Source organism: Leucobacter sp. NPDC058333, from assembly GCF_042726155.1.
Lineage (GTDB): Bacteria > Actinomycetota > Actinomycetes > Actinomycetales > Microbacteriaceae > Leucobacter.
Genome location: NZ_JBHXHV010000002.1, coordinates 433,622 through 455,774, shown reverse-complemented (window position 1 = coordinate 455,774; position 22,153 = coordinate 433,622). Strand labels below are relative to the sequence as shown.

Below are 22,153 nucleotides of genomic sequence, written 5' to 3'. Positions count from 1 at the left end.
GGGCTTTGCGGGGCGGGCGCGGTGTGGTCAGGGCCGGCGGTGTGGAAGGGCCGTGGGCTCGGCGGAGCCGGCCAGCTACCGCGGCTGCTCCTCCGCAAGTGCCACGATGACCTGTTCGGGGCCGCGGACGTAGCAGAGTCGGTAGATGCCCTCGTAGTTTGCGATTTCGCCGATGAGTTCGCCGCCGACCGCGCGCAGTCGTTCGAGCGTCGCGTCAATGTCGGTCACGGCGAACATGATGCTGCGCAGGCCGAGCGCCTGCGGCGTTGCGGCGTCGGGCTGTTGAACGACTGGTTCGGGTGAGTCGAAGCGGGTGAGCTCGAGCGCGCCGTGTCCGTCGGGCGTGCGCATCATCGCGATCTCGACGCGTAGGCCGACGATTCCGTTCACCGCGTCGGCCCAATCGCCCGCTATGGGTACCCGGCCGTCGAGCGCGAGCCCGAGTTCGGTGAAGAACGTGATTGCTGATTCGAGATCTCGCACCACAATGCTGGTGTGGTCAAGCCGCTGCACTGTCATGCTCGCGAGACTACGCCCCACTCCTGGAGGCGACAGAAACTCCGCTTAAAACGGCCGTATGAGCGGAGTTCTTGTCGCCTCCGGCTCGCGCCGCTCCCGCCTACCGAGCAGCTTCAATTGTCGCGAGTACTCCGAGCAACGACCCCGGCACGAGTGCCATATTGGCGCGCCCCTCGCGCACGATCGCGGCGATCCGCGCCCCGAGTTCGGCGGTCGTCGCGCCCATCTCCGCCCCTGCGAGCGCTGGCAAACCTCCGAGCACCTCAACAGTCGCGGCCTCGACCGCGCGCGCGGCCTCACCCTCGCCAAGGTGTCCAAGCATCAGTGCGAGCGACAGGATGGCGCCGGCCGGGTTTGCCCAGCCCGTCCCGGCGATGTCGGGCGCGGAGCCGTGAATCGCCTCGAACATGCTCGGCGCACTGCCGTCGAGGTTGAGGTTCGCGCTGGTCGCGACCCCGAGTCCGCCCTGAATGACCGCGCCCAGGTCAGTGATGATGTCGCCGAACAGATTGTCGGTGACGACCACGTCGAAGCGCTCGGGGGTCAGCGGCAGGTGGAAGCACATCGCGTCGACGTGCACATAGTCGACCGCAACCTCGGGGTAACGCGCACCCACATCGGCCACGACACGCTGCCACAGTTGCCCCGCTGCAACGAGGATGTTCGTCTTGTGGCAGAGCGTCAGACGCCTGCGGCGACCGACGGCCAACCGAAACGCGAAGTCCACGACGCGCTCGATGCCCGCGTAGGTGTTGAGCGATTCCTGCATCGCTACGGCGTTGGTGGTGCCTGCGTGCACGGTCGATCCGCGGCCGACGTACGCGCCCTCGGTGTTCTCGCGCACGATCACGAGCTCGCACCGCTCGGGCGTCACGCCGGCGATCGGTGTCGGCACCCCGGGGTAGAGGCGCACGGGCCGCACGTTCGCCGCCTGCTGAAATCGCTGGCGCATCTCAAGAATGAAGCCGCGCTCCAGTATTCCCGGGGCGACCCGAGGGTCGCCCATAGAACCGAACAGGATCGCATCCGCCTCGCGCAGCTGCGCCTCGACCGCGTCGAAGAGTTCACCGGTCTCGAGGTAGTGATTCGCGCCAGCCGCGTAGGTGCTGCGCTCGGTGGTGAAGCCGAAACGCTGTTCGGCGGCGTCGAGTACCTCGAGCGCGCACCCGACGACCTCGGGGCCAATGCCGTCGCCTGGGAGTACCGCGATGGCGTAGCTGTTCGTCATGGTCGATCCTTTCGGGGCGCGCGGCCGCTGCGCCTTGGAGATGGGCCTGTGGTGAACTATATTAAATGGTAAGACCACTCGGCGCGATGGCTGCACACTTTTGCCGCGCGCAACGCCAGCACTTTCGCATCTCGACAGGGAGCAGCAGGGAGCAGCAATGTCAGACGCACCAGATCTCGCAGTCACAGGAATGCCCGCCGTGACGCGCGGCGAGAGCGCCTTGCGTGAGTCACTGAATCTCCTCGCGCCCGCCGGAGCCCTGCCGATCGGGGAAGGCTGGCGCGTCACCGGCGCGACCGCTGACGTCGTGTTCCCCTACGACGACAGCGTCTTCGCGCAGGTGCCCGTGAGTGGCGCAGACGATTCGCGAGACGCGCTCGACGCTGCCGATGCGGCGCGGGCGGCCGTCGCGGCGCTGACCACGGCGCAGCGCAAGGCGATCCTGACGGATCTGACGGCCCGTGTGCGAGAGGCCGCCGGGCGCCTTGAAGACTTACTCGTGCTTGAGACGGGCAAGCCGCGCGTCGACTGCCGCACCGAGGTGAGCCGCACCCTCGTGACGCTCGAGGCCACCGCTGAGGAGGTGTCGCGCATCCACGGTGAGACCGTGCCGCTCGACCTGCAGGAGCTCGGCCGCGGCATGATCGGCTACTACACCCGCAAGCCCGCCGGCATCGTGGTCGGCATTGCCGGCTTCAACTACCCGCTGCTGCTCGCGACGCACAAGCTCGCCCCCGCGATCGCCGCCGGCTGCCCCGTGATCATCAAGCCGGCGCCGAACACGCCGCTCGCCACGATCGAGTTGCTCGCCATGACCCGGGAAGTGCTCGCCGCGCACGGCGTCACCGCGGCCGCGGCGCAGCTCGTCAACGGCGACCCGGTTGTCGGGGAGACGCTCGTGCGTGACCCGCGCGCGCAGATTGTGTCGTTCACGGGCTCGGCGAAGATCGGCCATCTCATTGCCCAGCAGGCCGCACCCCGCAAGGTCGTGCTTGAACTTGGATCGAACACCGGCTTCATCGTCGCCGCCGACGCCGACCTCGAAGCCGCTGTCGATGCCGTGCTGCGCGGCGGCTTCTACGCGAACGGGCAGGCGTGCATCTCGGTGCAGCGCGTCGTGCTCGAGCGCGGGATCGCCGAGCGCTTCTCCACCCGCCTCGTCGAACGCATGCGCGAACTGGTTGTGGGCGATCCTCGTGATCTCGCGACCAATGTCGCGCCCGTCATCAATGCGGCCTCGGGGGAGCGCATCCGCGCCATGATCGATCGCGCGCTCGCCGCCGGTGCGACGTTACTCACCGAGGGCCCGGGGGAGGGTGCCGCCGCCCACGTGAACCCCGTCGTGCTCGGTAATGTGCCCGCCGACGTCGACGTGTGGTGCGAGGAGATCTTCGGGCCGGTCGTCTGCCTCACGGTCGTCGACTCGATCGACGAGGCGATCACCCTCGTGAACGCCTCGCGGTACGGACTGCAGGCCGCGATCTACACGGCGTCACTCGCGAGCGCGTTCGACGCAATCGAGCGTCTCGAGGTCGGGGGCGTGGTCGTGAACGAGATCCCGGGATTCCGCTCAGACATCATGCCCTACGGCGGCGTCAAAGACTCCGGCATTGGACGCGAGGGCCCGCGCTTCGCGATCGAGGAGTTCACCGTGACTCGCATGGCGATGATCCGCCCCGCCCGTCCGACCCGCCCCACCGGCACCGCCCAGGAGACGACCGCATGAGCCACTCGCAGATCGACTACTCGCAGCTTTTCCGCCTCGACGGGCGCACCGTCGTCGTGATCGGGGCTGGCAGCGGCATCGGCCGCGAGTCAGCGCAGGCGCTCGCGGCTCAGGGGGCGCACGTCGTCGTCGCCGATTACTCGCTTGACGGTGCTCAGGCGACGGTCGCGCTCATCACAGAGCGCGGCGGCGTTGCCGAGGCGTTCGAACTGAACGTGCTCGACGACGACGCAGTGGTAGCCGCCGCGGAGCGTTTCGGCACGGCCTCCGCGCTCGTGTTCACCGCCGCGACCAACGTGCGCAAGCGCATGGCCGATTACACGCTCGACGAGTTCGACCGCGTGGTGAACCTGAATCTGCGCGCATCGTTCCAGCTGATTCGCCACTTCGGCACGCGCTTCGCGGCCAACGGCGGGGGTTCGATCATCGGTTTCGCGTCGATCCGGGCGCAGGTCGTTGAGCCCGGGCAGGGCGTGTACGCGGCGACGAAGGCGGGGCTCGTGCAACTCGCGAAGACCGCGGCCGCCGAGTACGGCGCTCAGGGTGTGCGGGTCAACGTCGTGGCGCCCGGTGTAGTCGAAACCCCGCTCACGGCGCAGATCAAAGCCAATGACGCCTGGTACGACGCGTACGCGCAGAAATCGGCGCTCGGCCGCTGGTCGCGACCGGACGAGCTGGCGGGTGCGGTCGTGTACCTCGCGTCGGACGCGTCATCGTTTGTAACGGGATCAACCCTCGTGGTCGACGGCGGCTGGACCGCCATTGATGGCCGCTTCACGCCGCCCGAGTAGAGCTGGGCGAGAGTCAGCCGAGCATCAGGGTCTGCGGGTTTGTCGGGGAGACCCGGAAGGGGAGGACGCGCCCCGGCTGCCAGTTGTGCAGCGCTCCAGCCGCGATGACGGTTTCGTATGTCGCGCGGTACGGATCCTGCCCGTCGATGCCGACACTCAGCTCGACTGCGTAGATCGGGGTCCCGTCGAGATCCCGGCCAGTGGGGGAGAGCGACACAACCGTCCCCGACGCCGACGTCATGCTCGCGAACGCGGCCATGTTCACGAAGGGGTTCGCCGACGCCGCGCCGTGGGTGCCGAGCGGTCGATTCGGGTCGACGCCTGACATCTGCTCGGCCAGATCAGCCGACTGCTTGAGATTCTCGACGTAGTCGGTGCGCGCGGACTGCTCGACACCCGCCCGCATGAGGCGGCCGATATCGCGAAAGACGCCCATGGCTCGCTCAGTTAGTGAATGCGATCTTCTGTGGGTCGGCCGGGTCGACCGCCACGTCGTGGGCCGCACCGACGCCGTAGCGATCCATGAACTGCGGCGCCACCATCTCGCGCTTGCTCACGACGTACGGCGCCTGGCCGGGGAGCGTCACCTGGACTTCGAGCTGAAACCACGGGTTTCCCGCGGTCCGTTCGCCGGTGTCAGCTGCCGCTGTGATGACGCTGGTGCCGGGATGGCCGACCGCGATGATGCGGTTAAGTTCTTGCCCGTACGCGGTGAGTACGTCGCGATCGGCGTACATCTGTTCACCGACCTGCCCGGCGTTCGCCATGGTGACGGGTGAACCGTCGGTGTATCCGGCGTCCCGCAGGTGCTGCGCGGCGAGCTGCTGGGCAGCCTGCGCTTGGGCCGCGAGGTCGCCCCCGTCTCCGTTGAATGCACTCTTCGCTCGGTTGAACAGTCCCATGTGGTTCTCCGCTTCACTCCGTTGTGAGCGTCAGCCTAGCTCGCTGCTCGCGACTGTTCTAGAGCCGCCGGATGAACATCGGGCTCACGCCACACGGGCTCACGCCACTCGTGACCAGTCCACCTCGGCTTCAGAGCCGCGCGCCTGCTCGAACCAGTGGGCGACGCGCAGCAGGCGGTCGTCTGTGCCGATCCGCGACGCGATCTGCAGGCCGACGGTGCGCCCGTCGGCCTGTACGCCGGCTCCGATGGACACCGCGGGCTGTCCCGACATGTTGTAGGGCACCGTGAACGAGATGTGCCCCATCGTCGCGAGCGGATCGGTGATCGGCATCGGATCTTCGGCGGCGAACGCCGCGACGGGGGTCACCGGCGAGAGCACGAGGTCGAACGGTTCGGTTGCCGCGCGGGTGAGTCGGGCCATCTCATCGCTCATGTTTCGGTTGCGCACGGTCTGCGCGGCCGAGAAGTCGGCTCCGGCGCCGCACCACTCCGCAATGAACGGCAGCACGAGCGCCTGCTCTGCCGGGGTCAGCGCCTCGAAATCTGCGAAGGATCGGCTGCGCCAGAAATTCACGAGCCCCTCGAGCACCGCCGCGGGTATGAACGGGTCGAGCGGCACGATTTCGGCGCCGGCCTCCGCGAAGAGCGCCGCGGCGCGTTCAACGATGGCGAGCGTCTCGGGTTCGACGGCGAGTCCCGATCCAGCCTCCAGCTGCAGCGCCACGCGCATGCCCGCGGGCGCGAGCGGGTCTGTCGACCATTCCATCGGGCGGTAGCTGCGGGTGAGATAGTCGCGCGGATCGGGTTGCGCGACGATCGACATCAGCCGGATCGCGTCGGCTGTCGTGCGCGTCAACGGTCCCGCCGCGCGTCCGGTGTAGGGCACGTCGAGCGGAATGAGCCCCTCGCTCGGCTTCAGCGCGGTGAGCCCCTGCCAGGAGCCCGGAAGCCGTATCGAGCCGCCGATGTCGGTGCCGATGTGGAACGGTCCGTACCCGGCCGCCGCCGCGGTGCCAGCGCCCGCGCTCGATCCGCCGGAGGTGTGCGCGGGGTTGAGCGCGCCGCGCGTGATGCCGTGCAGGCTCGACACGCCAGATGAGAGCATGCCCCAATCGGGCATCGTGGTCGATCCGACGATCACCGCACCCGCTTCAAGCAGACGCTCGGTGGTCGGGGCGTTTCGAGGTGCGATCGGAGGGTTCGGGATCGCTGTGCCCGCGGGTTTTGGCTGGCCCGCCCGCGCGATGTTCTCCTTCACCGTCGTGGGCACGCCGTCGAACGCGCTGAGCTGAGCGCCGACGCGCCAGCGCTCGGTCGATGCGGTCGCGTCAGCGCGTACCTGTGCGGCGTCGAACAGGTACAGGGCGTTGAGCTCTGGTTCGCGCGCTTCGACGCGCGCGATGACGTCTTCGGCGACCTCGCTCGGGGTGAGCGAGCCGTCGGCGAAGCCGGCTGTGAGCGCTGCTGCGTCGAGGGACGCAGGGCGTGTAGAGGAGGTCATCCTGTTGCCTTTCGAAGAGGTGGGCAGTGACGATGTCAGTCTGCTTCAGTGAGAGATTCGGCTTCGGTGACACCGTTTAGGTGCTCAACGTCTCACCGAAGCCGAATCTCTCACCGAAGCGGAGACCAGTCGTCAGGCACTCTGGGTCAGCTCCTGACGCAGGGTGAGCGACGACTCAATGAGGCGTCGCGTGTACGGGTGCTGCGGGTCGCGGTACACGGTCTCCGTGTCGCCCGCCTCCACGATTTCGCCCGACTGCATCACGATCACCGAGTCGCAGAGGTGGCGCACCACGTTCAAATCGTGCGAGACGAAGACCAGCGTCAGCCCGTATTCGTCGACGAGGTCGGCGAGCAGGTTGAGCACCTGCGCGCGCACGGACACGTCGAGCGCACTCACGGGTTCGTCGGCGACAACTACGCGGGGCCGGCAGATCAGGGCGCGAGCGATCGAGATGCGCTGGCGCTGGCCGCCGGAGAACTGGTGAGGGAAGCGCTCGGCTGAGGACGCGGGCAGCCCGACAGCCTCGAGCATCTCAGCGACCATGCGTCGTCGATCTGCGGCGGATTCGCCGCGTCCGGGCACGAGCAGCGGCTCCGAGATGATCTGTTCGACGGTCATGCGGGGGTCGAGCGACCCCATCGGATCCTGGAACACGATCTGTAAATTCTGGCGGAGCGCCCGCAGCTGGGCCTCCTTCGCGCCGTTCACCTCATTGCCCGCAACGATCGCACTGCCAGAGGTTGGCTGGTCGAGTCCCGCGAGAATACGCAGCAGGGTCGATTTTCCGGATCCCGACTCGCCTACGACTCCGAGGCGACCGCCCTCGGGAACCTCAAACGAGATCCCCTTCAGCGCGTGCACCTCGGGAGGCGGGGCGAACAGGCTTGTGCGGCCGCGGGTGTACGTGCGCACGAGGTCGGCGACGCGCATCACGGGTTCGGCTGCGGGGGAGGCGGGGGAGGCCGGTGCGGCGGGGTGGGCGGGAGCAGCGTGGGCGGCGGGGGCAGCGACCACCTCGGCCTCGCCGACCGCCGGTGGCACGTACTCCTGCGCCGTCGCGACCGTGAACAGCCGGCCGTTCGCGTCGACCGCATCGAGATCGGACGCGGCGAGTAGGCCGCGCGTGTACGGGTGCGTCGGGCGGGTGAAGACGTCTTCTGTTGTGCCCTCCTCAACGATCACGCCATTGTTCATCACGAGCACTCGCGTGCACATGTTCGCAACGACGGCGAGGTCGTGGGTGATGAAGAGCAGCCCGGTGCCGCGTGCGCGCACGAGCTCGAGAATCAGGTCGAGTACCTGGCGCTGCACGGTGACGTCAAGCGCGGTTGTCGGCTCGTCGCAGAGCAGCAGTGCGGGGTCGTTTGCGAGCGCCATCGCGAGCATCACGCGCTGGCGCTGACCGCCAGAGAGCTGGTGCGGGTACGCTCGCGCCGCCTGAGCCGGGTCGGGCAGCTTCACGGCGTCGAGCATCTCAATGGCGCGGCGATTCGCCTCTGCCTTGTTCGGCGCGAGCTTGTGCTGCAACATGATCTCCGCGACCTGCGCGCCCGCGCGCATCAGCGGATTCAGCGCGGTCAGCGGCTCCTGGAAGACCATCGCGACGTCATTGCCGCGCAGCTTCATGAGGTCGTTTTCTGGCGCGGTCAGCAGGTTTCCGGCGTAGCCGTCGAGTTCGACCGAACCGTCGGCCGAGACGCCGTTCGGAAGCAGGCCGAGCAGCGCGGTGGTGGTCATCGACTTGCCCGATCCGGATTCCCCGATCAATCCGATGCGCTCACCGTGCGCCATGTGCAGCGAGAAATCCGATACGAGCGTGCGGTAGGGCGTGCGCACGTTGAGATCGTCGACGCGCAGCAGCAGGTCGCCGCGGGCTGCGGGCGAGGTGGAGGGGTCAGTGCGCATTAGCCGCGGCTCCCATTCAGTTTCGGATCGAAGCGATCGCGGAGGCCGTCACCGAGCAGATTGAAGCCCATCACGGCGATGGCGATGGCGATGCCGGGCCAGACCGCGAGCATGGGTTCGGTGCCGAGGAACTGCTGCGACTCCTGCAGCATGCGGCCCCACGACGGCGTGGGCGGCGGCGTGCCGAGACCCAGGAAGCTGAGGCCGGCCTCAGCGAGCACCGCGAGGGCAAACGAGACGGAGGACTGCACGACGACCATGCCAATAATGTTCGGGAGCACGTGACGCATGGCGATCCGGAACCGCGATTGACTGGCCGCTCTCGCCGCGAGCACGTACTCGGTCGTCATGACCTGCAGGGTGCCCGAGCGGGCGACGCGCGCGAAGCCCGGGATGGTCGCGATGCCGATCGCGACCATCGCCGTGAGCGTCGAGGCGCCGAAGACGGCGCTGAACATGATCGCGAGCAGCAGTGCGGGGAACGCGAGCGCGATGTCTGAGGTGCGCATGATGACCTCTTCGATCCAGCCGCCGCGGATGCCGGCGATGATGCCGAGCGGCGTGCCGATCAAGATCGCGATTCCGACCGAGATCACGCCGACGAACAGCGTGATGCGCGCGCCGTAAAGCATCGCCGAGAACACGTCGCGGCCGTACTTGTCCGTGCCCATGAGGTGCGCGAGGCTCGACCCCTGCAGGCGGTCGGCCGGCATCGCCTGGGTCGGGTCGTAGGGCGTCCAGAAGAAAGAGACGATCGCGGCGACCGCGACAAGCCCGATGAGAATGAGGCCGATCAGCAGCGTCGCCGACAGCTTGCCGCGGCGCGCTTTCGCCGTGACGCTCGTACTGGCGTTGCCCGGCGCGCTGATGGCGCTCGTGCGCGGCGCCTGTGATGGCGGGGTGGGAACCTGTTGCGTGCTCATGGCTAGGCGCTCCTTCGCAGACGCGGATCGATGAGCGTGTAGAGCACATCGACGACGAGGTTGAGAATCAGGGTGATCGCGACGAGCACCATCACGACCGACTGCACCGTGAGCATGTCGCGGTTGCCGACGGCGTCGAGCAGCATTGAACCGAGGCCCGGGATCACGAACACCCGCTCGATCACGACCGCGCCGATGATGAGCGCTGCGATCTGCACGCCCGTCACGGTGATGACCGGGATCGCGGCGTTGCGGAGCCCGTGCTTGAGCAGTGCGCCGTTCTTGCTGAGACCCTTGGCGCGAGCCGTGCGGAGGTAGTCCTCGCTCATCACCTCGAGCACGGCGGAGCGGACGTAGCGCGTGAGAATGGCGCCCTGCACCGAAGCCAGGGCGACGACGGGCAAGATGAGCCGGCGAATGAAGTCGCCGAAATCGTCGGCTGGGGCCGTCCACCCGTTCGCGGGCAGCCAGCCGAGCCCGACGGCGAAGACCATCACGAGCAGGATGCCGGCGAGGAAGCCGGGGATCGCGACACCGATCTGCGAGCCGAGGCCGATCGCGACGCCCGAGAAGTTGCGGTGCTTGACGGCGGCCCACGTGCCGAGCGGGATAGCGACGAGCAGGGCGACGACCATCGCGGTGAGCACGAGGATGAGGCTGACCTGCACCCGGTCGAGCACCATCGGACTGATGTCGGTGCGCGTCACGTACGACGTGCCGAAATCGCCCGTGAGGAGGCCGCCGAACCACTCGAAGTACTGCACGATCAGCGGTCGGTCGGTGCCGAACTGCTCGCGCGTCTGCTCAAGGAGCTCGGGGGTGGCGTTGACGCCGAGCGCGATCTGGGCTGGGTCGCCCGGGATCAGGCGCATGAAGAGGAACACGACGACCGTGGCGACGATATACGTCACCGCGAATCTCGCGAGATTGATCAGGATCCGAATGGCCATGCGGGTTCCTCGGGTTGTGGTGGGTCTCGCGGGTGAGTAATTTCTGACGCTTCTGCGCTGCAGAGCGTCAGAAATTACTCACCCGCGAGGGGGTCAGCGGGACGAATTACTTCCAGCTCAGGTTCGTGAGGTCAAGTGCCTCAATGATCGCGTTCTCGGGCATGCCCTGCAGGCCGGCCTTCGAGACAGTGATATTCGGGAAGAGGAACAGCACACCCGAGGCCGCGTCATCGACGATCTGTTCAGAGACCTGCTTCATCCCCTCGACGTACCCTGCCTCGTCGGCTGCATCAGCCTTTGCGGCAATAGGGGCAATCTTCGAGTTGTCGTAACCGATGTAGTAGTTCGGGTCATTGAACACCGTGAGCATGTCGCGGGCCTCGACTGCGAGCACCGTGGTCATCTGGTAGTCGTGCTTCGTGAAGACCTCGTCGAGCCAGACAGCGGGGAACTCAGAGGACTTGATGGTTGCGTTGATGCCGACATCCTTGAGCTGCGAGACCACGATCTCGGAGACCGCCTGGGCGTAGGGTCGCGTCGGCACGGTGTACTCGATGCTCAGGTTCTCCTGGCCTGCTTCCTTGAGCAGTTCCTTCGCCTTCTCGGGATCGTAGGGGTAGGCGTCGTTCAGATCCTCGTAGTACGGATCCGTCGGCGTTGCGAACGTGCCGACGAGCGAGCCGTAGCCGTTCCAAGCGGTGTCGAGAATCGCCTGCTTGTCGAGCGCGTACAGCACTGCCTGGCGAACGCGCACGTCATCAAACGGTGCCGCCTTGTTGTTCAGGGAGAGCGAGACCTCGCCGCTCGACGTGCCGGTGGTCACTACGAACTTGTCGTCGGACTCGAAGCTCGAGAGCAGCTCTGGCGCCTGCAGGTTGGCGATCGCATCGACGTCGCCCGTCTGCAGCGCGTTCGTCGTGGCGGTCGCATCGGCGAAGTACTTCAGCGTGACCTGCTCGACGCCGGGAGCGTCGCCCCAGTAGTCGTCGCGGGTGTCGAAAACGAGGCTCTCGTTCGGGGTCCACTTGGAGACCTCGTACGGACCGGTGCCGACCGGAGTGTTTGCCAGGTCGTCGACCGCGTCTTCCGAGAAAATCGCGCCGACGGGCGTCGCGAGGCTGAAGAGCCACGCGTTTGACGGCGAGCTCAGCGTAACGGCGACCTCGGTGGGGGAGATGACCTTGACGTCATCGACGACGTCCATCTTCGCCTTCAGGCTCGACACCCAGTCGGTCTTGACGCGGTCGAAGCTGAACTTTACGTCGTCGGCCGTGAATTCGTCACCGTTCGAGAAGGTGACGCCGTCTTGCAGCGTGAACGTGTAGGTCCTGCGGTCGTCGCTGACCTTCCAGTCGGTCGCGAGCAGCGGCTGAATTTCGCCGGCCTGGTCGAGCTCAACGAGTCCCTCGTAGACGTTCGACATCAGGGCCTGCGGGATCGCGGATCCGGCCGTCGTCGTGAAGTCGAGGTTGGTCGGCGTGCCGGTGAGGGCAATAGTCGCCGTCGTGGGAGTTTTCCCATCGCCGCCCGAGCTGCTGCTTGATCCTGCGGAGCAACCCGCGAGGCCGAGGAGGGCCGCGGTCGCGATTGCGGCCGTGGTGAGAATCGCATTCTTACGTCGCATCATTGCTTTCCTGTGGCTGAGGCCGCGCGAGCGTGGCCGTGGTGGGGGTGGTATCGGGCGACGATGCCCGTCGCCGTTCCGCAATGCACAGCGTATTCGCGAAACCGGCGGGAGGTGTTCGGTGAAATCCCGGGAGATTTCGAACCAGGATACATGGTAAGGCCACTTAAGTGGGCGCTATCATCGGATCACGCGCCCGCTGAGTTGCTTCAGAGGACGCCGCTCCGTATGCAATCAGGAAGAGATTCAGGTGTCGACGACCCACAGCTTCGAGCCCGCGGTGCCGGTGCACACCTATCAACGCATCGTCGACCAGATCGAGCGCGCCATCGTTTCGGGTGACATTCCGGTCGGATCGCAACTCGCCAGCGAACGCGATCTCATGGTGCAGTTCGGCGTGAGCCGCCCAACCGTGCGCGAAGCGCTGCGCATTCTGCAGAGCATGGGTCTGCTCGAGTCGCGCCCCGGAACACGCGGCGGCCCCGTCGTACTCGCCCCCTCGTCGAAAACACTGTCGCGCTCGCTGCGCGCTCTTGTCGGTACCGACGCGCTCGATGTCTCCGCGCTCGTCGAATACCGCGTCGTGCTTGAAGGGACGACGAGCCGGCTGGCGGCCGTGCGGCACAACGCTGAGCAGCTCGAGCGGATGCGCACGGCGATCGAGCAAATGGAGCGCGACGCCGAGGCGAATTCTGACACCTTCGCCGCCACCGACATCGAGTTTCACGAGGCCATCTGGGAGGCCAGCGGAAACGAGGTACTGCGCCTCACCGGCGAGGCCGTGTCCGGGGTGCTGCGCGCCATCATTCAGCGCGACGTCGAGAACGAGCACCACGACAACCGGCTGAAGCTCGAGTCGGCGGCGATCGACCGCAGCTTGTTCACGGCGATCGAGGCGCGCGATGACGCCCTCGCGAGCCGGATCGCGCGCCGTGCGGTCGCCGACCGCTTCGGCCTGCTCGTCGAAACCGACCTCGACCGCCGCGCCCTAGAGGCCCTAGCGGAGTAGCGCCCGCCGCGCGGCGACCGCGCGCGCCGCGCGGCCCCGCGCGCGCCGCGCGGCCCGCCGAACACGAGGGTTCACGCCGAACACGAGGGAATTTGCGGGGAGAAACCCCTCGCGCTCGACCGAAACGCTCGTGGTCAGCGGGTCGTAACGGGGGCGGGGCGGGCGGCGGGGGCGGGGCGGGCGGGGCTCGCCGTGCGCGAGCGCCGCACGCCGACGCACGCGAGCACTACTGCGAGCGCCGCCGCGGTCAGCGCGAACGCCGTTACCGCGGCGGGCAGGCCGATGCTCGCGGCCAGAGCGCCGAGTCCGAGCACGGGCACCGCGCTGCCGAGGTACGTCACCGTGTACACCGCGCTGACCGTCGATGCGTGGTGCAGCGGATGCACCGCCGCCGTCGCAGCCGTGAACGCCGCCTGGAACGCGATGCCCTGACCCACGCCCGCCAGAGCGCTCGCGCCGACGAGGAACCACACCGTTCCCACCGCTCCCGACGCGGCGATGCCAACGAGCGCGATTGCGAGCAGCGTGAGCCCGACGGGCAGCCGCCAAGTTCCCGATAGCGGCACCAACTGCACGAGTGCCGACGCGGCGAGCGTCACTGCGGCGAGCGCGCCAATGACCACGCGAGAGTCGGTGCCAGCGATTGCCGCGAAGTGCGAAGGTGCAAGCGACAGGCAGAATCCGAAAACCATGAAACTCAAGAAACCCGTCGCCGCGGCGAGGCGGAACGCCCGAACGGCTGACGCGTCCCTTGATCCCGCGCGGCTCGGGACGTGAGAGGCATCGTGAGCATCGGGGGCCTCCACCCCATCGGGCCTGGGGTCGGGTGCATCCGCGAGCGCGATCCCGCCGAAGCTGGGCGCGCACTCATCGTGTGGCGCGACGGCCACGATCACCGGCACGAGCACGGCGAGGGCGAGGGCGACGGCGAGGTACGGGGTCTGCAGTGGTGCGCCCACGAATGACAGGAGTCCGCCCGCGACGGGCCCGGCCGCGACGCCACCCGACGTCGCGAGCAGGGTGAGGCGCCCGACGAGCATCGGGCGCCCGGGTAGCAGCGCGCGAAGCGCACCGGCCCCGGTTCCCGTCGCGCACGCCACCGCGATGCCCTGCACGGCGCGCGCGACGCAGAACCAGCCGAGCGTCGGCGCGAAGGCGAGGGCCGCGGTGGCGAGCGCGGCTGCCGCGAGCGCTGCGATGAGCACCGATCGACGGTTCACGACATCGGCCACGCGACGGAAGAGCAACAGCCCGACGATCAGCGAGAGCACATAGCTCGAGAACGCGATGGAGATGCCCAGCGATCCAATACCGAGTTGAGTCTCAAGCAGTGGGAATAGCGGGGTGCTGAGGTTCGCGCTCACCAGCAGCGTGAACAGTGCGAGCGAAGTGAGTGCGACTCGGGCTCGCGGGCGGTGTAGCGGGGTTCGGATCGTGTCGCTCAGGGTGTCGAGCTGGGGCGTTTCAGGTGTGGACGCTGAGGGCGATGCTGATGCGATTGCAGTCGCAGACGCTGTGGCGCGCATGACGGGCTCCTTCTTCGGGCGCAGGGGTGGCGCGTCCGTTGGTGTACTCGCGGGGTGTGCGAGCGATGATCCGTGTGCGGTGGGGGTGTCCACCGGCACGTGAATGAGTTCATCGTACCGCGCCGATCTGCGCAAGCGACGAACTTAAAATTGATCGATATGATCAATGGGTACCGTATCAAGCGAGCAGAAAGTGGGCATTATGAGTGAACTGGACGCGACAGACCGACGGATCTTGCTGCTGCTTGATCAAGATGCGCGTATGCCGACCGCGATGATCGCCCTCACGCTCGGTCTCGCGCGCGGCACGGTGCAGGCGCGGCTCGAGAAGTTACGCGAATCTGGATCGCTTCGTCTCCACAGTTCCCGGGCGACGCCCGCGGCGCTCGGTCGTCCGGTGGGAGCGAGTGTGCAGGTCGAACTCGACCAGCACCAGATCGGTGCCGCTGTCGCGGCGCTCGCGGACATCCCGGAGGTGCTGGAGTGTTTCGCACCTGCCGGCAGCACCGACCTGCTGCTGCGCGTCGTGGCGCGGAACCCCGACGACCTGTACCGCGTCAGCGAGGAGATTCGCCTCTGCCCGGGCATCACCCGCACGTCGACGAGCCTCTTCCTGCGCGAGGTGATCCCGTACCGAGTGACGGGCCTGCTCCGCGCAGACTGACGCCGGCCGCCCCACCTCCCACGCCTGACGCGAGCGGGGTAACTTCTGGTGCGTGTCGTACGAGCAACACCCCTCAAGAGTTACCCCGCTCGGGGGGTCGTCGAGGGAGGGGGCGGCAGCCGAGCGCAGTCGAGAACGTAGACTGGCGGCATGCCCATCACTTCGGCGATTTTGGAAGTCGCGGAGCGCGATCCCGAGCAGCTCGCAATCGTGGGAGACCGGTCGCGGCTGACCTACGGCGAGCTCGTTGAACGCTCGCGGCGCACCTTCGCGGTCATCGACGAGCTGCACGGAGCGCAGGCGAATCCGCCGCGACCGGCCCCCGAGACCGGCGGCATCCCGATCAGCGCGATCAGCGTCGAATCGGCGTTCGCCGCCGCACGGTTCGTCGCTGCACTCGCCGGATATCGCGCGGTCTCTGCGACGATTGACCCGCGCTGGCCGCTCGAACACCGCGTCCACGTCGTGCTGGCGACGGGCATCGGTGTCATCATCACGGACGCAGCCGCGGACGCTGACACAGACCCAGCCACAGCCACATACCCAGCCACAAATTCAGACCTCGGATCCGCCCTCGCGGCGCGCGGCTGGGGCGGCACCATCGTGTCTCTCGCCGAGTTCGAGGAGCGCGAGCGCGCCGTGCACCCCGCGCCTCCGCCCGCGGTGCGCGACAGCGCGACCGAGAGCGACGAAGCCTTCCTATTGCTGTTTTCGTCGGGTACAACGAGTAGTCCGAAGGCGTTCCTGAAGACGCGCGCCCAGTACCGGGCGAACGTGGCCGTGTCGAGTGCACACCTGGAGCCGCTCCCGGGCGTCGCGACCTTCGCCCCCGGCCCTGTGTCGTACAGCCTCACCCTCTACGCCGTGATCGAGTGTCTCGCAACCGGCGGCAGTGTGCACGTGGCCGATGCGTTCGATCCGTTCGGGGTAGCGGCGCGCATCCGTGACGAGGCCATCACACGCATCGTCGCCGTGCCCGCGGTCGTGCAAACGCTGACGGACGCGGCCCGCAGAGACCCCGCGGCCTGCGCCGGCATCGAGCTCGTGGTGACGGGCGGGGCGAATCTCCCCGCTGCGATCCGGGAGGGGCTCGCGAGGGTGCTGCCCGATGCGCGCCTCATCAGTTATTACGGCGCGGCCGAGATCGGTTTCATTGGCGACAGCCGGGACGGTGACGGTACGGGCATCTCGGTGTATCCGGGCGTCGAGGCCAGCGTGCGCGACGCCGCTGGATCGCCGGTCCCCGCCGGGGAACCTGGCACCCTCTACATCCGCGCGGAGGCCTGCTCGACGGGTTACGTCGCTGGCACCACCGACGAGGTGCTGCGCGGGGCCGACGGTTGGGCGACCGTCCACGACCAGGCACGCATCGTCGGTGGCCGCCTCCAATTGCTCGGCCGCGCCGGCGACATCGCGATCACGGGCGGACACAAGGTATCGCTCCCTGAGGTGGAGCGCGCATTCGTCGATATGCCCGGCGTCGCAGCGGCGTGCGCCGTCGCGCTGCCGCACGCGACGCTCGGCAGTGTCGTTGCGCTGGTGATCGAGGCTGGGCCGCTCGATGCGCAAGACCCGCAGACCCCGCAAGACCCGCAGACCGCGCAAGACCCGCAGACCCCGGATCGCGCCGCGCTCGCCGCCTGGGCCGCCGCCCGCCTCGCACCCCAGTTCGTGCCCCGCCGCTGGTATCGGGTGGAACGCTTGCCCCGCACCGTCGGCGGCAAGCTGCGCCGCGGCGAGACCGCTGAACTGGCGCTGAGCCCAGCGGCGGTGCGGCTGTGAGTGGCGGACGGGACGGCCGCGACCTGCCCGGCCACGCCGCCGCCGAGAACACCGTTGTCATCACCGGCATGGGCGCCGTGACGCCGAGCGGCATCGGCGCCCCTGCGCTGTGGGACGCGGCGGTGCATGGACGCAGCGCGATCCGGCGCCTTGAGGGCCCTGAATTCGATGATCTCGCCGTTCGTATCGGTGGCCAGGTGACCGGTTTTGACCCAGACGGCCTCGTTCCGACCGGCCTCGCGCGGCGCCTCAGCCCGGTGCAGCTGTGGGCGATCGCAGCCGCCGACGAGGCGCTGAGGCACGCGGGCATGGCGGCCGAACCGGGCGCATTTGGGGCGACGGGCGGCGATCCGGATCGCGTGGCCATTATCGCCGCGACCGGATCTGGGCCAGTCGACGCGATGCAGGCTGCCACCCGCGCACTCGACGCGCGTGGCCCACGCGCGGTGCCGCTCTCACTCGCCGTCTACGGCGCGCCCGATGCCGCTGCAGCACTGCTGTCACAGCGATACGGCGTAACCGGCCCGGCGCAGGGCGTCTCGGCGACGTGCGCGAGCGGCGCGATCGCGCTGGGGGAGGCCCTCCGGCGCATTCGTCACGGCTACGCCGACGCGGTACTCGTCGTCGGCATGGAAGACTGCCTCGGCGCGGTGAACCTCGCCTCGAACGCGAATCTGCGCGCGCTCGCCGCCGGTGTCGAGAACGACCCCGGGGCGGCGTGCCGCCCGTTCGACCGAGCGCGGTCCGGGTTCGTGATGGCGCAGGGAGCGGCCGCGATCTTGCTGGAGTCGGCGGCGCACGCGTCAGCCCGCGGCGCCCTACCGCTCGCCGAACTCGCCGGTTTCGGGGCATCGAGCGACGCGCACCACGCAACCGCCCCGCACCCCGAAGGGCGGGGCGCCGCCCGAGCGGTCGTGCAGAGCCTCGCAGACGCGGGCGTCTCGGCAGCCGACATCGACCACGTGAACCTGCACGGCACGGGCACGCCCGCCGGCGACACGGCAGAAATCGCGGCTCTCGACGCGGCACTCGGCGAACGCGCCCGCGAGATCCCGCTGACCGCGACGAAATCGAGCACCGGGCACCTCCTCGGGGCGTCGGGCGTGGTCGAAGCGGTGCTCGCGGTGCAGACGCTGCGCGAGCAGCTGGTGCCGCCCACGCTGAATCTGGCCGATCCCGAGTTTCCCGAATACGACCTGGTGGCCGAGGTCGCGCGGACGGCGACGCTGCGCACCGTGCTGTCGACGTCGTTCGGTTTCGGCGGACACAACGGCGCGATCGTGCTGCGCGGGCTGCCTGGAGCGGCCAAGAAACCACACCTGTGAGCGAAGGAGCACCCATGACCGATCGCGAGACGCGGCACGCCGAACTGGCGAAGCAGTATCTGCCCGATGAGTTGATCGAGCGTTTTCGGGAGCGCGCAGCGGTGGTCGACCGCGAGAATCGCTTTTTCGATGAAGATCTCGTCGAGCTGCGCGAGCGCGGCTATCTGGAACTCTTCGTGCCGGCAGAGTTCGGCGGGCCCGAGCTGTCGCTGCACGAGGTCTCGCGCCTGCAGCAGCGGCTCGCGGGCGCAGCCCCCGGCACCGCGCTCGGCGTCAATATGCATCTGATGTGCACGGGCGTCGTGGCCGCGATGTTTGCGCGCGGCGACCGCTCGCTCGCGCACGTCTTCGAGGAGGCTGCCGCCGGCGAGATCTTTGCGTTCGGCATCAGCGAGCCAGCGAATGATTGGGTGCTGCAGGGGTCGAACACCGTCGCCGTCAGGCAATTAGACGGCAGCTACGCGCTCACTGGAACCAAGATTTTCACGTCGCTCTCGCCCGTCTGGACGCGGCTCATCACCCACGGCCTCGACGCCGATGCCGAGGGCGGCCCAGAGCTGGTGTTCGGGTTCGTCGAGCGCAGCTCGCCCGGCATCACGGTCTCTGACCACTGGGATGTGCTCGGCATGCGCGCTTCACAGAGCCGTGCAACGAGGCTCGACGGCGCCGTGATGCGCGCTGACCGCGTTGCGCGCCTCATTGCTCCGGGGCGCACCCCCGACCTGCTGACGTTCGCAATCACGAGCAATTTTCAGCTGCTCGTGGCGTCCGTTTACGCCGGGGTGGCGCGCCGCGCGCTCGACGTCGCCGCAGCCGCGCTGCACCGTCGCCGGTCGGCATCGCGCGACGCTTCGCTCGCCGAGGTTCCTGAGTGGCGCACCCGGCTCGCCGATGCGCACCGCAAATACCTTGCCGTTCCGGCGCAGATCGACGCGTACGCACGCGACTTCGACGAACTTGTGGACCACGGCGCCGGTTGGCCCGTGCGCCTGGTGGCGGCGAGGATCGCAGCGGGAGAGGCCGCCAGACGGTCGGCCGAAACCGCCCTCGCGTGCACCGGCGGAGCCGGGTTCGATAACGGGAGCGAGGCCAGCCGGCTGTTCCGTGACGCCACGGCAGGGCTCTTCCACCCGCCGAGCACCGACGCCTCCCGCCCGATGTTCGCGGCGGCGCTGCTCGATCAGGCGTAGTGGGGCGTTGGCCGCTCGCATCTGCGAACATGGTGGCATGACCTCGAATGATCCGCTGGTGCTTGAGCGCCAGGTCTGCTTCGCACTCACGGTTGCGTCACGCGGCATTGTCGCCGCGTACAAGCCCGTGCTCGACCCGATGGGAATTACTCACCCGCAGTATCTGGTGTTGCTCGCGCTCTGGGAGCATCGCACGCTCGACCTCCGCACGCTTGCCGAACTGCTGCACCAGGAGGCATCGACGCTCTCGCCGCTGATCAAGCGGCTCGAAGCACAGGGACTCGCGAGCCGCGTGCGCAGCTCAGCCGACGAGCGCCGCCTCGAAATCACGCTCACCCCCGCGGGGGAAGCGCTGCGAACGCAGGCCGAGCAGGTTCCCGTTGAGATGGCGAAGCGACTCGGCATGACGCCGGAGGAGCTCGGCGCCCTGCACCGTGCGATGGTGCAACTCATTGAGGCGAGCCAGCGCTCGCTCGAAACCGACTAACAGGCTCGCCCGCGTCGCCCCAGATTCGGATGTCGGCCGAATAGCGCGGGTCGCGGCCCGCCTGAGTGGCCGTTTTCGACGTAGTGCTACCGTATTCGTGGACCAGTGTCATAAGCACGATGTGGGGGCAGGATGCGGAAACGAACGAAGAGCACGATGAAACGTGTGCTCGGAGCGCTTGCCGCGTGTGCAATCGGCGCCGGAATGCTGGTGGGAAGCCAGCTCGGTTCGACTCCGGCGCAAGCCCTCGACCTGCCGACCTGGGACGATGTGCAGGCCGCGAAGCAGAACCAGTCGACGGCGAACGACAAGGTCGCCGAGATTGAGAAGCTGATCGCCGACGGCGAGAAAGAACTCGACCGCCTGCGGAACCTGCACGCGACCACCATCGACGATCTGCACGAGGCAGAGGCCGCGCTCGCTGCTGCTTCTGAGAAGGCCGCGAATCTTGAGACGCAGGCCGAGGCGAGCCGCAAGGAAGCCGACGAGGCAGCCGATCGCGCCGGCGTGCTCGTCGCACAGATGTACCGTTCTGGCGGCGTCGATCGCAGCGTCGAACTGTTCCTCGACTCCGATGGCAGCACCGCTGACGCGCTGCTCGACCGGATGGCTTCGATGTCGAAGGCGACCGAGCGCAATACGACACTCTCGGGTGAGGCTGAGCAGGCAGCGAACACGGCGGATACGCTCGGCAAGCAGGCCGAAGCGGCAGCGGCGGAGCGCGAGGTGCTCCGGGAGAAGCAGCAGGAGAAGGAACAGGCCGCCGCGGTCGCCGTTGCCGGTCAGGGCGAGAAAGTGCAGAAGCAGGAGGCACAGCAGAAGACGCTGAAGACCCAGCTCGCGGCCCTGAAAGACAAGACGACGAAGACGGTTGCCGGTTATGAGGAGCGACTCCGAATCGAAGAGGAGCAGCGTCGGGCCGAAGAAGAGCGCCGTCGTAAGGAAGCTGAAGAGGCCGCGCGGCGCTGGGCCGAGCAGCAAGCGCAGCAGAATCAGGGCGGCGGCGGAGGCGGCGGAGTGCCCCCGGGCGGTGGCGGCGACACCGGCGGCGGCCTTCCGCCGGGTGGCGGTGGCAACACCGGCTCGTCGAACGGCTGGGTGTATCCGACGGCGTATAGCTACGTTTCCGAGGGCTTCCGGCCCCCGGGGCGCCCGGACCACACCGGCATCGACCTCGCTGCCGGCTGCGGTACCCCGATCGTCGCGGCGATGGGCGGAACGGTCGCTCTGACCTACTGGGATGGCGGCGGTGGTGGCAACATGGTGACCGTAAACCACCCGAACGGCTGGCAAACGCGTTACGCCCACATGATCGAGTGGGCGGTTGTGGCACCAGGTCAGCCAGTTGGGCCAGGACAGGTGCTCGGCTACGTTGGTTCGACCGGTGCCAGCTCGGGCTGCCACCTGCACTTCGAGATGCGCCCCAACCAAGATGACGGCTGGTACGACTTCGTCGACCCGGCGGGCCAGATCGCCTTCTACTAGGCCAGCGCACCAACCGGGCACCGCCCAGACAGAGCGAGGGGCTCGGGATCATCGCGATCCCGAGCCCCTCGCTCGTTGTCTGGCGCGTGTGCGCCCTCGGCTCAGTGACCCTCGGTCTTGAGGCGCTCCTGCGCTTCGACGATGAGCTGCTCGGCGTCAGCCGCCGACCCCCACGCGTCGACCTTGACCCACTTGTTCGGCTCAAGATCCTTGTAGTGCTCGAAGAAGTGCTCGATCTCCTTGCGGGTGTACTCGGGAATGTCTGCAACATCCTGAATGTGCGACCAGCGCGGATCCTTGTGCTGCACGGCGATGACCTTGTCGTCGCCGCCAGCCTCGTCGCTCATCTTCAGCACGCCGACGGGGCGCACCTTGATGCCGACGCCCGGGAAGACCGGGAAGTCGAGCAGCACGAGCACGTCGAGCGGATCGCCGTCTTCGCCGAGGGTCTCCTCGAAGAACCCGTAGTCAGTGGGGTAGACGAACCCGGTGTAGAGCACGCGGTCGAGGTAGACCCGACCGGTCTCGTGGTCGACCTCGTACTTGTTGCGGCTCCCCTTGGGGATCTCGATAACAGCGTCGAATGCTGCGGCCATGCGCGCTCCTCCGTG

General features: G+C 68.0%; 20 protein-coding genes. 9 read left to right on the top strand and 11 right to left on the bottom strand.

Annotated features, from left to right (window positions below; translation table 11 throughout):
* Positions 1-75 precede the first annotated feature (75 nt).
* Positions 76-519, bottom strand: a complete 444-nt coding sequence (locus ACFWHR_RS09925) for a VOC family protein (protein WP_382448143.1) — start codon at positions 517-519, stop codon at positions 76-78.
* 100 nt (positions 520-619) lie between these two features.
* The gene (locus tag ACFWHR_RS09920; RefSeq protein ID WP_382448142.1) at positions 620-1,747 is read right to left on the bottom strand and encodes a 3-isopropylmalate dehydrogenase; all 1,128 of its coding nucleotides are present in this window, start codon (positions 1,745-1,747) and stop codon (positions 620-622) included.
* Positions 1,748-1,937: 190 nt separating this feature from the next.
* On the opposite strand from ACFWHR_RS09920, the gene ACFWHR_RS09915 reads away from it, so the two are divergent.
* Entirely contained in the window at positions 1,938-3,473 is a 1,536-nt protein-coding gene (locus ACFWHR_RS09915) for an aldehyde dehydrogenase family protein (protein ID WP_382448252.1), read from the top strand.
* Entirely contained in the window at positions 3,470-4,264 is a 795-nt protein-coding gene (locus tag ACFWHR_RS09910; RefSeq protein ID WP_382448141.1) for an SDR family NAD(P)-dependent oxidoreductase, read from the top strand. The genes ACFWHR_RS09915 and ACFWHR_RS09910 overlap by 4 nt, the downstream gene beginning before the upstream one ends.
* A 13-nt stretch (positions 4,265-4,277) precedes the next feature.
* Here the strand turns inward: ACFWHR_RS09910 and ACFWHR_RS09905 are convergent, their stop codons facing one another.
* From ACFWHR_RS09905 to ACFWHR_RS09875, 7 genes are all read right to left on the bottom strand, one after another.
* The gene (locus ACFWHR_RS09905) at positions 4,278-4,700 is read right to left on the bottom strand and encodes a hypothetical protein (RefSeq protein WP_382448140.1); all 423 of its coding nucleotides are present in this window, start codon (positions 4,698-4,700) and stop codon (positions 4,278-4,280) included.
* A 7-nt stretch (positions 4,701-4,707) separates the two neighbouring features.
* Positions 4,708-5,166, bottom strand: coding sequence for a hypothetical protein (locus ACFWHR_RS09900; RefSeq protein WP_382448139.1), 459 nt, complete (start codon positions 5,164-5,166; stop codon positions 4,708-4,710).
* A 99-nt stretch (positions 5,167-5,265) separates the two neighbouring features.
* Positions 5,266-6,669: an amidase gene (locus ACFWHR_RS09895; protein ID WP_382448138.1), complete on the bottom strand. Its 1,404-nt coding sequence runs from the start codon at positions 6,667-6,669 to the stop codon at positions 5,266-5,268.
* 132 nt (positions 6,670-6,801) lie between these two features.
* A complete protein-coding gene (locus tag ACFWHR_RS09890; protein WP_382448137.1) occupies positions 6,802-8,577 on the bottom strand; it encodes an ABC transporter ATP-binding protein in 1,776 nt (591 codons plus the stop codon).
* Positions 8,577-9,500: an ABC transporter permease gene (locus ACFWHR_RS09885; RefSeq protein WP_382448136.1), complete on the bottom strand. Its 924-nt coding sequence runs from the start codon at positions 9,498-9,500 to the stop codon at positions 8,577-8,579. The genes ACFWHR_RS09890 and ACFWHR_RS09885 overlap by 1 nt, the downstream gene beginning before the upstream one ends.
* Positions 9,501-9,502: 2 nt before the next feature.
* Complete coding sequence (locus ACFWHR_RS09880) at positions 9,503-10,450, bottom strand: ABC transporter permease (RefSeq protein WP_382448135.1); 948 nt, start codon at positions 10,448-10,450, stop codon at positions 9,503-9,505.
* 106 nt (positions 10,451-10,556) lie between these two features.
* Positions 10,557-12,077 carry an ABC transporter substrate-binding protein gene (locus ACFWHR_RS09875; RefSeq protein ID WP_382448134.1) on the bottom strand — a complete coding sequence of 507 codons (1,521 nt, stop codon included), beginning with the start codon at positions 12,075-12,077 and terminating at the stop codon, positions 10,557-10,559.
* Between the two features lie 247 nt (positions 12,078-12,324).
* Here ACFWHR_RS09875 and ACFWHR_RS09870 point away from each other — a divergent pair, with 247 nt between their 5' ends.
* Positions 12,325-13,083: a FadR/GntR family transcriptional regulator gene (locus ACFWHR_RS09870; protein ID WP_382448133.1), complete on the top strand. Its 759-nt coding sequence runs from the start codon at positions 12,325-12,327 to the stop codon at positions 13,081-13,083.
* Between the two features lie 134 nt (positions 13,084-13,217).
* On the opposite strand, the gene ACFWHR_RS09865 is transcribed toward ACFWHR_RS09870, so the two are convergent.
* Positions 13,218-14,609: an MFS transporter gene (locus ACFWHR_RS09865; protein ID WP_382448132.1), complete on the bottom strand. Its 1,392-nt coding sequence runs from the start codon at positions 14,607-14,609 to the stop codon at positions 13,218-13,220.
* 202 nt (positions 14,610-14,811) lie between these two features.
* Here ACFWHR_RS09865 and ACFWHR_RS09860 point away from each other — a divergent pair, with 202 nt between their 5' ends.
* From ACFWHR_RS09860 to ACFWHR_RS09835, 6 genes are all read left to right on the top strand, one after another.
* Complete coding sequence (locus tag ACFWHR_RS09860) at positions 14,812-15,273, top strand: Lrp/AsnC family transcriptional regulator (RefSeq protein ID WP_382448131.1); 462 nt, start codon at positions 14,812-14,814, stop codon at positions 15,271-15,273.
* Between the two features lie 150 nt (positions 15,274-15,423).
* Positions 15,424-17,055, top strand: coding sequence for a class I adenylate-forming enzyme family protein (locus ACFWHR_RS09855; protein ID WP_382448130.1), 1,632 nt, complete (start codon positions 15,424-15,426; stop codon positions 17,053-17,055).
* The gene (locus ACFWHR_RS09850) at positions 17,052-18,380 is read left to right on the top strand and encodes a beta-ketoacyl-[acyl-carrier-protein] synthase family protein (RefSeq protein WP_382448129.1); all 1,329 of its coding nucleotides are present in this window, start codon (positions 17,052-17,054) and stop codon (positions 18,378-18,380) included. Before ACFWHR_RS09855 ends, ACFWHR_RS09850 begins: the two co-directional genes overlap by 4 nt.
* A 14-nt stretch (positions 18,381-18,394) precedes the next feature.
* Positions 18,395-19,570 carry an acyl-CoA dehydrogenase family protein gene (locus ACFWHR_RS09845; protein ID WP_382448128.1) on the top strand — a complete coding sequence of 392 codons (1,176 nt, stop codon included), beginning with the start codon at positions 18,395-18,397 and terminating at the stop codon, positions 19,568-19,570.
* A 37-nt stretch (positions 19,571-19,607) separates the two neighbouring features.
* Positions 19,608-20,057: a MarR family winged helix-turn-helix transcriptional regulator gene (locus ACFWHR_RS09840; RefSeq protein WP_382448127.1), complete on the top strand. Its 450-nt coding sequence runs from the start codon at positions 19,608-19,610 to the stop codon at positions 20,055-20,057.
* Positions 20,058-20,213: 156 nt separating this feature from the next.
* A complete protein-coding gene (locus tag ACFWHR_RS09835) occupies positions 20,214-21,542 on the top strand; it encodes a M23 family metallopeptidase (protein WP_382448126.1) in 1,329 nt (442 codons plus the stop codon).
* Positions 21,543-21,643: 101 nt separating this feature from the next.
* On the opposite strand, the gene ppa is transcribed toward ACFWHR_RS09835, so the two are convergent.
* Complete coding sequence (gene ppa, locus ACFWHR_RS09830) at positions 21,644-22,138, bottom strand: inorganic diphosphatase (protein ID WP_382448125.1); 495 nt, start codon at positions 22,136-22,138, stop codon at positions 21,644-21,646.
* Between the last annotated feature and the right edge of the window lie 15 nt (positions 22,139-22,153).